The following is a 10421-nucleotide window of genomic DNA, read 5'->3' on the forward strand; positions in this document are numbered from 1 at the left end:
GTGTGCGCTGCACTGGCCGTGGGGAGCAACAGATTGAGCGGCTTCGACCTGTGGCTGTCGGCGCACTTCTTCGACGCCACCGCGGGCGGTTTTGCGCTGCGCCGGGACTGGTTGTGGTCGGTGCTGCTGCACGACGGCGTCAAGTGGCTGTCGGTGGCGGCATGGCTGGCGTTGCTCGCGTACGGGTTCGCGCTGAGCCTGCGGGCGCGCGAATCCGACCGTCGTGCCCGCGTCGCCTTCGTGCTCTGTGCTTCGCTGGCGGCGGTGGTCGCGGTCAATCTGCTGCGCATGAAGTCGGCTCACAGCTGCCCATGGTATCTGGTCGATTTCGGGGGTCAGGCGCAGTTCTTCCGGCTGTTCGATGAGGTGCCGCCGAATTCCGGCCCGGGCAAATGCCTGCCCAGCGGCCATGCGGCGAGCGCCTTCATGTGGCTGGCCTTGTTGCCGGTAGTGCGTGGCGTGGCGCGGCAGCGCGCGCTGTTCGCTGTGCTGACGCTTGGCGCGCTGGCGGGTGCGGTGCAGGTCGTACGCGGAGCGCATTTCCCGTCGCACATCCTGCTGGCCGCCGCCGCGTGTGCCATCGTGGTGCTGGGCTTGGCAAGCGTCATGCGCCCGCCGGCCGGCTAACGAAAGAAGAGGCTTTTGCGCCACGCAGCGCCGCATGCATGCACGGGTCGTTGGGCATCGCTGCGCTCACCCCAACCTACAAGGCCCTCCCGACGCCATCCCCGTAGGTTGGGGTGAGCGCAGCGATACCCAACACCCGCCGAAGCCATTCGCCCGATATCACGCCAGCCGCGACCGACGCCACCCCCGTAGGTTGGGGTGAGCGCAGCGATGCCCAACACCCGCGGAGGCCAATCACCCGATATTGCGCAAGCCGCTACCGACGCCACCCCCGAAGGTTGGGGTGAGCGCTGCGATGCCCAACAACCGCCGAGACCATTCACCCGATATCGCAAGCCGCGACCGACTCATCCACGTAGGTTGGGGTGAGCAAAGCGATGCCCAACATCAGCGCCCGAACCCTGTCAGCTGGTTTTCGCCGATCTCAGCTTTCCAGCAGACTGCGCAGCATCCACGCATTCTTCTCATGCACCTGCATGCGCTGGGTCAGCAGGTCGGCGGTCGGCTCGTCGTGCGCTTCTTCAACCGCGGGGAAAATGCTGCGTGCGGTGCGGGTCACGGCTTCCTGGCCGGCAACCAGCTGCCGGATCATGTCGGTGGCTGATGGCACGCCTTCCGGTTCCTTGATCGACGTGAGCTTTGCGTAGGCCGAGTAGGTGCCCGGTGCCGGGTAGCCCAACGCGCGGATGCGTTCCGCCACCAGATCGACCGCCAGCGCGAGTTCGGTGTACTGCGCCTCGAACATCAGGTGCAGCGTGTTGAACATCGGGCCGGTGACGTTCCAGTGAAAGTTGTGCGTCGTCAGGTACAGCGTGTAGGAATCGGCCAGCAGGCGCGACAGACCGTCCGCGATGGCACGGCGATTTTCTTCGGAAATGCCGATGTTGATGCTGCTCATGATGCTTTCCTTTCTCGTTTCTGGTGTTCGTTCAGGTGGGAGTCCGGACCCCGCCCGGCGGTTCCGCCCGCGTCGGTCGAGTCTGACAGGTGCAGCGATGCCTGTGCGGCAATGAGCTCGGCGATGCGTTCGAATGATTCCTGTCGCGCATTCGAACTGCGTGCAACCAGCGCGATGGTACGGCGCGGTCGCGGTTCGGAAAAGCGGCGCGACACCAGCTTCATGTGCGACAGGATGTCGGAACGCAAACTCATTTCCGGTAGCAATGCCAGCCCCAGACCGCCCTCGACCATTTGTGCCAGCGTAAACAGGCTTGTGGCTTCCATTCCGCGGGTCCGGGGTTCGCGCAAGCCGCAGCCGCCGAGGGTGTGGCCGCGCAGGCAGTGCCCCTCTTCGAGCAGCAGCAGTTCATCCGGATCGACCTTGCCGATTTCGCGTGGCATGTCCCCTTCGCGATCGGCCGGCGCGATCAGGCGCAGTTCTTCATCGAACAGCCGCTTCACCTGCAGATTGCCGGTGTCGTAAGGCAGCGCGATCAGCGCGAAATCCAGCTGGCCGGCGATCAGGCGGGTCAGCAGGTGGCTTGTCAGGTCCTCGCGCAGCGCGAGCCGAAGCGACGGATAACGCTGACGCAACGCCGGCAGCACCGTCGGCAGAACGAACGGTGCGACGGTCGGGATGACGCCCAGCCGCAGCAGGCCACTCATGGGCTCGGCTGCACTGCGCGCCCACTCGCTGAGGTCTTCGGCTTCGGACAGCAGGCTGCGCGCACGGTCGACGATTTCGATGCCGATCGGCGTCATCACGACCGAGTGGCGTTCACGCTCGACCAGATGAGCGCCCAGCGTGGCTTCCAGCTCCTTGATGCCGGCGGACAGCGTGGACTGTGTAACGAAGCAGGATTCGGCGGCCTGCGTGAAGTTGAGCTTCTCCGACACTGCGATCAGATAGCGCAACTGGCGAAGTGAGGGCAGGGCAGACATGTGAGACGGCGCCTATGCTGGGTAAGTCGGTGGAGAATTCGAACGATCATCGAAACATTCGATCAACACGACAAGTTTAATCCATTGGACGATTCATGTGTATGCGCCCACACTGCACTTCGTCGATGCGCTGAACCGTTTATAAACGCCGGCGCATCTCCGGACTTCACGATTCATCCCTCTGAAAGGAACAGCAATGAGCCAGCACAACCAGGAAGGCAAGCGCGTCCCGAACGTCACGTTCCGCGTGCGTCAGAACAACGAATGGACCAACGTCACGACCGATGATCTGTTCAAGGGCAAGACCGTGGTGGTGTTCTCGCTGCCCGGCGCCTTCACCCCGACCTGCTCGTCGACCCATCTGCCGCGCTACAACGAGCTTGCGCCAGCCTTCGCGGAAAACGGCGTCGACAGCATCGTGTGCATGTCGGTCAACGACACCTTCGTGATGAACGAGTGGGCGAAGGACCAGGAAGCAGACAACGTGACGCTGATCCCCGACGGCAACGGCGAATTCACCGAGGGCATGGGCATGCTGGTCGACAAGTCGGACATCGGCTTCGGCAAGCGCAGCTGGCGCTATTCGATGCTGGTGAAGGATGGCGTCGTGCAGAAGGTGTTCTCCGAGCCGCAGGAACCGGGCGATCCGTTCAAGGTGTCCGACGCCGACACGATGCTCAACTTCATCAACCCGAATGCAAAGAAGCCGGACCAGGTCGCCATCCTGACGCGGGAAGGCTGCGCCTTCTGCGCCAAGGCCAAGGCACTGCTCACCGAACGCGGCTACAACTACGCGGAGATCAACCTTCCGCACACCGAGCGCTCCCGCGCCCTGGGCGCCATCGCCGGGGCGAAGACGGTGCCGCAGGTGTTCATCAACGGCCAGCACATCGGCGGCTGGGAAGAGCTGGAAAAGTGGGCGGCGAAGTAAGGTCACCGACCTGAACTGACCGGATGACGGGGCGACCCGTCGTCCGATCAGGCCTGCACATCGCGCGGTGTGCAGGCCTGATCGACCGATACAGGGAGAACGACATGAAAGAAGTGAATGTGGAAGTGGCCGTCATCGGCGCCGGCACCGCCGGCCTCGCGGCCTATCGTGCGGCCATCGCCGCCGGGCGGCGTGCCGTCATCATCGAAGGCGGCCCGTACGGCACGACGTGCGCGCGCGTCGGCTGCATGCCGAGCAAGCTGCTGATCGCCGCGGCCGAAGCCGCCCATGCGACCGAAAAGTGGGACGCCTTCGGCATTCGCCTTGAAGGATCGGTGCGCATCGATGGCGTCGCCGTGATGGAGCGCGTGCGGCGCGAACGCGACCGCTTCGTCGGCTTCGTGCTCAAGGGCGTCGACAACATTCCGGCCGACCACAAGCTGCGCGGCCATGCGAAGTTTCTCGATGACCACAGCCTTCAGGTCGATGAGCACACGGTCGTCACTTTCGGCCGTGCGGTGATCGCGACCGGCTCGTCGCCGGCGATTCCGCCAGTGCTCAAGGGCGCCGGTGACCGGCTTATCGTGAACGACGACGTGTTCGACTGGACAGACCTCCCGCGTTCGGCGGCCGTGTTCGGCCCCGGTGTCATCGGTCTGGAGATCGGGCAGGCGCTGCACCGTCTCGGTGTGCAGGTCGAAATGTTCGGCCGCGGCCATTTCGTCGGACCGTTCTCGGATCCGGCGCTCAAGGAATACGCCACGCGCACCTTCGGCGAAGAGTTTCCATTGTTCACCGATGCGCGAGTCAGCTCGGTCGAGCGCGTCGGCGATGGCGTACGCTTCATGCAGGACTTCGACGACGGCTCATCGGCGGTCAAGGAATTCGATTGGGTGATCGCCGCGACCGGTCGTGCGCCGAACGTGAAGCACCTCGGCCTGGAGAACACATCGGTGACGCTCGGCGCCAACGGCGTGCCGGACTTCGACCGCACGACGATGCAGTGCGGCAACACTGGCATCTTCATCGCCGGCGACGCGAACAACGATGTGCCTCTGTTGCACGAGGCTGCGGACGAAGGCCGGATTGCCGGCGAGAACGCGGCGCGCTTCCCGCAGGTGCAGCCGGGTCTGAGGCGCGAGCCTATCGGCGTGGTGTTTTCCGATCCGCAGCTTGCAACGGTCGGTCACCGCTTCGCCGATCTGGTGCCCGACAGCTTCGTCACCGGCGAGGTGTCGTTCGAGGACCAGGGTCGATCGCGCGTCATGCTGCGCAACAAGGGCTTGCTGCATGTCTATGCCGAAAAGGGGTCCGGACGCCTGCTCGGCTGCGAAATGATCGGCCCCGACGTGGAACACCTGGCCCATCTGCTCGCCTGGGCGATGCAGTCGGGCATGACGGTGCAGCGCGCGCTCGAAATGCCCTTCTACCACCCGGTGGTGGAAGAAGGACTGCGCACGGCCTTGCGCGATGCGGCCCTCAAACTTGCCGATGCGTGATTGACGAGGCGGCCGTCCGGCGGGTGTGCCGGACGGCCGGTTAGAATGCGGGCCTCGATGTGCTCGTGTTTCCGTGCAAGTGTCCGCCTCCGAATCTTCCCTCGTTTCCCGCAGCCTCGCCGCCGTCTGGCATCCGTGCACACAGATGCAGTGGCATGCCGACCGCTCGCTGCCGCTGCTCGCCATTTCGAGTGCCCGGGGGCCCTGGTTGCATGCGCCGGATGGCCGCCGCTATCTCGACGGCATTAGTTCCTGGTGGACCAATCTGTTCGGCCACAGCCACCCGGCGATCGTGCAGGCGCTGCGCGACCAGCTCGACACGCTGGACCACGTCATGCTGGCCGGCTTCACGCACGAGCCGGTCGTGGCGTTGTCGGAGCATCTGTCGGCGCTGACCGGCGGCCGGCTCGGCCACGCCTTCTATGCTTCGGACGGCGCGTCGGCGACCGAAATCGCACTGAAGATGTCTTTGCACTACTGGCGAAATGTGGGGCAGGCCGACAAGAACGAGTTCATCTGTTTCGCCGGCAGCTATCACGGCGAAACAGTCGGTGCGCTGGCAGTGACTGATGTTGCGCTGTTCCGTGACGCCTACGCGCCCATGGTGCGCGGCGCGCATGTGCTGCCCAGTCCGGCTGCAGACGAAGCGGCGGCACTGTCGGCGCTGGATGTCTTTCTCGCGCTGAACCACGGCCGGATCGCCGCGATGATCGTCGAGCCGCGCGTGCAGTGCGCCGGCGGCATGGCGATGCATGGCGCCGCCTGGCTGCGCGATGCACGCCGACTGTGCGACCGATACGCGGTGCATCTGATTGCCGACGAGATCGCGGTCGGCTGCGGCCGCACCGGCACCTTCTTCGCCTGCGAACAGTCGCTTGACGAGGCGGGTGGCGGCTGGCCCGACTTCATCTGTCTGTCCAAGGGCATTACCGGCGGCACGCTGCCGCTGTCGCTGGTGCTGTCTGCGCCGGCGGTGTTCGACGCCTTTCTCGACGACACGATGGCGCGCGGTTTCCTGCATTCGCATTCCTATACCGGCAATCCACTGGCCTGCCGCGCCGCGCTGGCCACGCTGGACCTGTTCGAGCGGCTCGACATCCTGCAGCGCAACCTCGTCTGGGCGCAGGACTTCACTGACGCTCTGGCGCCGCTTGCGGCACACCCTGCAGCGCGAAATTTCCGCCAGGCCGGCATGATCTGGGCGCTCGACATCGACGCGCCGCAGCCTGAATTCAGCCGGCGCTACTACCGCGAGGCGCTCGAGCGCGGCCTGCTGCTCAGGCCGCTCGGCAACACCCTGTACTTCATGCCGCCCTACATTCTCGACACTGCGCAGACCGCGCAGCTGGCCGACGGCGCACGGGCCGCGCTGGACGCAGCACTCGCATGAGCGCCCTCGACTTCCGCGCACGCCTGGGCGCGCTGGCGCGCGACGATCTGACTCGCACGCGCTTGACGCTCGACGCACCCTGCGGCCCGGAAGCCGTCGTTGACGGGCAGCACCTGATTGCCTTCGCCGGCAACGACTATCTCGGTCTGGCGAATCACCCCGAGGTGGTCGAGGCGCTGCGCGAAGGTGCGTCCCGCTGGGGTGCCGGTGCCGGCGCGTCGCATCTGGTGAGCGGCCACCAGAGGCCGCACGAAGAACTGGAACAAGCCCTCGCCGCCTTCACCGGGCTGGCGCGCGCGTTGTTCTTTTCCACCGGCTACATGGCCAATCTGGCGCTGCTGCCGGCTCTGGCTGGTCGCGGCGACACGTTGATCGCCGACCGACTGAACCACGCGTCGCTGGTTGATGCCGCGCTGCTGTCGCGCGCCACCGTGCGTCGCTACCCACACGGTGATATCGCCGCAGTGGCACGCATGCTTGCATCGGCGGTGGGCCGCAAGGTCGTGGTGACCGACGGCGTGTTCAGCATGGATGGCGACATCGCGCCGCTCTCCGATCTGCTGGCGTTGTGCGAACAGCATGACGCGCTGCTGGTGGTGGATGACGCGCACGGTTTCGGCGTGCTGGGCGAGCGGGGCCGCGGCGTGCTGTCGCACAGCGGGCTTGCGTCGCCGCGCATCATCTACATCGGTACGCTCGGCAAGGCGGCCGGTGTGGCCGGGGCCTTCGTCGCCGGGCACGCAGATCTGATCGAGTGGCTGATGCAGACCGGACGCAGCTATCGTTACACGACGGCGGCACCGCCGGCACTGGCCTGCGCACTGTTGGTCAGTCTCGGCCTGATCGAGGCGGGCGATGGCAGGCGGGCGACGCTGGCGGCACATCGCGAGCGGCTGAAGCAGGGGCTGACCGATTTACGGTGGCCCCTGATGCCTTCGCACACCGCCATCCAGCCGCTGCAGGTGGGAACGAACGCCGATGTGCTTGCGCTGGGCGCGCAGTTGCGGGCGCGGGGTGTGTGGGCGCCGGCCATTCGCCCGCCGACGGTGCCGGCTGGCACGGCACGACTGCGCATATCGTTAAGCGCAGCGCACACGGGCGAGCACCTCGACGCACTGTGCCGCGCGCTGATCGAGGCGGGGCATGACTGAGCTGCTGCACACACGGGTCTTCGGCGAGCGCGGACCGCTCGTTGCGCTTCTGCACGGCTGGGGCTGGGACGGCCGCCTGATGGCGCCGCTTGCTGAGGCGCTTGGCGGCCGTGCGCGCGTTGTCCAGCCTGATCTGCCTGGTTACGGGCTGAATGCTGACCGTGACTGCACGGACTTCGAAGACTGTGTCGACCAGTTGATGGCGACCGTGCCCGATGCCGACGTCGTCGTCGGCTGGTCCCTCGGCGGCCTGCTCGCCTTGCGCTGGGCGTCTCTTGTACCGCTGCGAAAGCTGGCGCTGATCGGGGCGACACCGCGTTTCATGCAGGCATTCGACTGGCCGCACGGCATGAGCGCCGAACGCTTCGATGCCTTTGCCGACGCGTTCGACGATGCGCCAATGAAGGCCCGTACGCGTTTCGCCGCGCTGTCCGCGCTGGGTGATGCCGACGCCCGCCAGGTACGCGCAACGATGGCAGGTCTGGTCGAACAACCGCCTCTGCCAAGCCGGCAGGCGCTCGACCGGGGGTTGCACTGGCTGCACCACGTCGACCTGCGTGAAGCCGTTCATGGAGTGTCTGCGCGCGTGCTCTGCCTGCATGGTGCGGAGGACCGGGTGGTCGATGCCGCGGCATGCGACTGGATGTCGTCCGCAGCGGGAGCGCACTGCGTGCGCGTGCCGGGGGCCGCACATCTGCCCTGGCTGCAGGGCGGTGTGGCGGATCTGTGCGAGTGGGTGGGCGCCGATGACTGAGCTCGCCGCCGTCCGGCGCAGTTTTTCGCGCGCGGCCGACCGCTACGCTGCCTCGGCAGGCCTGCAGCGACAGGTCAGTGACCGCTTGCTCGACATGTTGCCGTCGACTGCTGCCCGGCGCGTGCTGGATCTCGGCTGCGGCACGGGGTTCGCGTCCGCCGGACTGCGTGGCCGCTATCCGGATGCGTTGCTGCTGTCGGCCGACTTTGCGCCAGCCATGCTCTGTGCGCATGCACCGATGGCTGATAACCCCCGTGTGTGCGCCGACGCGCATGCGTTGCCGCTGTGCGAAGGCAGCGTCGATCTGATCTTTTCCAGTCTGATGTTGCAGTGGTGCGACCTGTCGCGATCGTTGCCGGAATGTCGCCGGGTACTCCGGCCGGGTGCTCCGATGTGCTTTGCCACTGTGCTCGACGGCACGTTGCGAGAGATCGATCTGGCTTTCGCTGCGGTCGACCGGCATCGGCATACGCTACCCTTTCTTGATCAGGCGGCCCTGGTAGCGGCGCTGGGCACAGCCGGACTGGTCGTCGATCATGTCGAGCGATCGCGCCAGGTCGAGTATTTCAATGACGCGCGCAGCCTGCTCCAGTCCAACCGCGACATCGGCGCCTCGCGCGTGCCACTGCAGGCTCGCCGTACGACGATGGGCCGCGCTGCATGGGAGTCGGTCTGTGCCGCATTCGACGCGCAGCGGGCGCCGCTGGGTATTCCACTGACCTATGAGCTGGCCTGGGTGGTCGCGCACCGCCCGAGACACGGAGACACTGGATGATGAAGGCTTGCGCGCATTTCGTGACCGGAACCGATACCGGCATCGGCAAGACCCTGGTGGCCTGCGCGCTCGTGCACGCGCTTCGCGCACGCGGGCTGAACGCGGTCGGCATGAAGCCGGTTGCATCCGGCGCCTGGCGCGACACGAACGGCGTGATCCGCAACGAGGACGCCGATGCGCTGGCGGCCGTCAGCGGCGCGTGTTTTCCGCAGGCGATGACCAGCCCCTACCTGTTCGAAGCAGCGCTGGCACCGCATGTGGCGGCGCGGCTCGAAGGACGGTCGATAGCGTCGGAGGTGATTCTCGATGCTTTCCGCTCGCTGTCGATGCGCGCGCAGCATGTCGTGGTCGAAGGCGTCGGCGGCTTCCTGGTGCCGTTGAACGACGATTTCACCACAGCCGATCTGGCCGAGGCGATTGCCGCGCCTGTCATCATGGTGGTGGGGCTGAAGCTGGGCTGCATCAACCATGCTCTGCTGACCGCCGAATCGATTCGCGCGCGGGGTTTGAGCCTTGCTGGCTGGGTGGCCAATTCCACGCCTGAAGGCATGCTGGAGCAGGACGCAACAATCTCAGCGCTGTCGCGCCGGCTTGATGCACCGCTGTTGGGTACGCTGCCACGTTTTGCGTCGGCCGACCCGCAGATGGCTGCCGCGGCGCTCGATTTCGGCGCGCTGCAGGATGGCGCCAACTGAAATTTTTTGCTGGAGTGTTTGACAGAGCATCAAACGCTCACCATAATCGCGGGTTTCGCTGGTCGCCGGAGGGGTTCCCGAGCGGTCAAAGGGATCAGACTGTAAATCTGACGGCTCTGCCTTCGAAGGTTCGAATCCTTCCCCCTCCACCATAACCTTTTGTTCCTGAAGGTTATATTGAGGTGACCTCGAAAAACATGTAAGCGAAGGTTCCGATCATGGTGGCCGGTCACGGCGGGTCAGTATGTTTGGAATGGTTGAGCGGGAGTAGTTCAATGGTAGAACCCTAGCCTTCCAAGCTAATGACGCGGGTTCGATTCCCGTCTCCCGCTCCACGGATTCAAGTGTGCATATATATAAGGTGTTTGTCGGGGCAGCGCCTTCGATGAATGTCTGCAGGACGGTTTTTCGTGCCCATGTAGCTCAGTGGCAGAGCACTCCCTTGGTAAGGGAGAGGTCGGCAGTTCAATCCTGCCCATGGGCACCACGGTATTTGGCGTGCGGCATGCCGCGTAAAGGCGCGGTTGCCAGTCGAGGTTTGACGCAGATCTCTAATCAGTTATCAGGGTGATCAAAAATGGCAAAGGGAAAGTTTGAACGTACCAAGCCGCACGTGAACGTGGGGACGATTGGGCACGTTGATCATGGCAAGACGACGCTGACGGCGGCGATCACGACGATTCTGTCGTCGAAGTTCGGTGGCGAAGCGAAGGCGTAC

At 65.2% G+C, this 10421-nt stretch carries 11 protein-coding genes and 3 tRNA genes; 12 read left to right on the top strand and 2 right to left on the bottom strand.

Annotated features, from left to right (window positions below; genetic code table 11):
* The first annotated feature begins 33 nt into the window (after nt 1-33).
* Nucleotides 34-627 carry a phosphatase PAP2 family protein gene (locus Q8R75_RS19560; RefSeq protein WP_305614676.1) on the top strand — a complete coding sequence of 198 codons (594 nt, stop codon included), beginning with the start codon at nt 34-36 and terminating at the stop codon, nt 625-627.
* Nucleotides 628-1051: 424 nt separating this feature from the next.
* Here Q8R75_RS19560 and Q8R75_RS19565 read toward each other — a convergent pair whose 3' ends face one another.
* Nucleotides 1052-1525 carry a Dps family protein gene (locus Q8R75_RS19565; protein ID WP_069039280.1) on the bottom strand — a complete coding sequence of 158 codons (474 nt, stop codon included), beginning with the start codon at nt 1523-1525 and terminating at the stop codon, nt 1052-1054.
* Complete coding sequence (locus tag Q8R75_RS19570) at nt 1522-2508, bottom strand: hydrogen peroxide-inducible genes activator (RefSeq protein ID WP_305614677.1); 987 nt, start codon at nt 2506-2508, stop codon at nt 1522-1524. The genes Q8R75_RS19565 and Q8R75_RS19570 overlap by 4 nt, the downstream gene beginning before the upstream one ends.
* A 196-nt stretch (nt 2509-2704) precedes the next feature.
* On the opposite strand from Q8R75_RS19570, the gene Q8R75_RS19575 reads away from it, so the two are divergent.
* The 11 genes from Q8R75_RS19575 to Q8R75_RS19625 all read left to right on the top strand — a co-directional run.
* On the top strand, nt 2705-3439 hold the full coding sequence (locus Q8R75_RS19575) for a glutathione peroxidase (protein WP_305614678.1): 735 nt from the start codon (nt 2705-2707) through the stop codon (nt 3437-3439).
* A 104-nt stretch (nt 3440-3543) separates the two neighbouring features.
* Nucleotides 3544-4938, top strand: a complete 1395-nt coding sequence (locus Q8R75_RS19580; RefSeq protein ID WP_305614679.1) for a dihydrolipoyl dehydrogenase — start codon at nt 3544-3546, stop codon at nt 4936-4938.
* A gap of 79 nt (nt 4939-5017) precedes the next feature.
* Nucleotides 5018-6328 (top strand): adenosylmethionine--8-amino-7-oxononanoate transaminase, encoded by a 1311-nt coding sequence (locus tag Q8R75_RS19585; RefSeq protein WP_305614680.1) that lies wholly within the window; start codon nt 5018-5020, stop codon nt 6326-6328.
* Complete coding sequence (gene bioF, locus Q8R75_RS19590; protein ID WP_305614681.1) at nt 6325-7479, top strand: 8-amino-7-oxononanoate synthase; 1155 nt, start codon at nt 6325-6327, stop codon at nt 7477-7479. Before Q8R75_RS19585 ends, bioF begins: the two co-directional genes overlap by 4 nt.
* A complete protein-coding gene (locus Q8R75_RS19595) occupies nt 7472-8233 on the top strand; it encodes an alpha/beta fold hydrolase (RefSeq protein WP_305614682.1) in 762 nt (253 codons plus the stop codon). The genes bioF and Q8R75_RS19595 overlap by 8 nt, the downstream gene beginning before the upstream one ends.
* Nucleotides 8226-9008 carry a methyltransferase domain-containing protein gene (locus tag Q8R75_RS19600; RefSeq protein WP_305614683.1) on the top strand — a complete coding sequence of 261 codons (783 nt, stop codon included), beginning with the start codon at nt 8226-8228 and terminating at the stop codon, nt 9006-9008. The genes Q8R75_RS19595 and Q8R75_RS19600 overlap by 8 nt, the downstream gene beginning before the upstream one ends.
* The gene (gene bioD, locus Q8R75_RS19605) at nt 9005-9703 is read left to right on the top strand and encodes a dethiobiotin synthase (protein WP_305614684.1); all 699 of its coding nucleotides are present in this window, start codon (nt 9005-9007) and stop codon (nt 9701-9703) included. Before Q8R75_RS19600 ends, bioD begins: the two co-directional genes overlap by 4 nt.
* Nucleotides 9704-9770: 67 nt before the next feature.
* Nucleotides 9771-9855, top strand: a tRNA-Tyr gene (locus tag Q8R75_RS19610).
* Between the two features lie 109 nt (nt 9856-9964).
* Nucleotides 9965-10038, top strand: a tRNA-Gly gene (locus Q8R75_RS19615).
* A 77-nt stretch (nt 10039-10115) separates the two neighbouring features.
* Nucleotides 10116-10190: transfer RNA gene (locus tag Q8R75_RS19620), tRNA-Thr, on the top strand.
* 90 nt (nt 10191-10280) lie between these two features.
* Nucleotides 10281-10421, top strand: a 141-nt coding sequence (locus Q8R75_RS19625) for a GTP-binding protein (RefSeq protein WP_305633223.1), incomplete at its 3' end; no start/stop codon positions are given.

It is taken from the genome of Methyloversatilis sp., assembly GCF_030696805.1.
Classification (GTDB): Bacteria; Pseudomonadota; Gammaproteobacteria; order Burkholderiales; family Rhodocyclaceae; genus Methyloversatilis.

Coding starts and splice junctions, on each gene's coding strand:
- Q8R75_RS19565 (WP_069039280.1), bottom strand. CDS start 1,525: ATGAGCAGCATCAACATCGGCATTTCCGAAGAAAATCGCCGTGCCATC.
- Q8R75_RS19570 (WP_305614677.1), bottom strand. CDS start 2,508: ATGTCTGCCCTGCCCTCACTTCGCCAGTTGCGCTATCTGATCGCAGTG.
- Q8R75_RS19575 (WP_305614678.1), top strand. CDS start 2,705: ATGAGCCAGCACAACCAGGAAGGCAAGCGCGTCCCGAACGTCACGTTC.
- Q8R75_RS19580 (WP_305614679.1), top strand. CDS start 3,544: ATGAAAGAAGTGAATGTGGAAGTGGCCGTCATCGGCGCCGGCACCGCC.
- bioF (WP_305614681.1), top strand. CDS start 6,325: ATGAGCGCCCTCGACTTCCGCGCACGCCTGGGCGCGCTGGCGCGCGAC.
- Q8R75_RS19595 (WP_305614682.1), top strand. CDS start 7,472: ATGACTGAGCTGCTGCACACACGGGTCTTCGGCGAGCGCGGACCGCTC.
- Q8R75_RS19600 (WP_305614683.1), top strand. CDS start 8,226: ATGACTGAGCTCGCCGCCGTCCGGCGCAGTTTTTCGCGCGCGGCCGAC.
- bioD (WP_305614684.1), top strand. CDS start 9,005: ATGATGAAGGCTTGCGCGCATTTCGTGACCGGAACCGATACCGGCATC.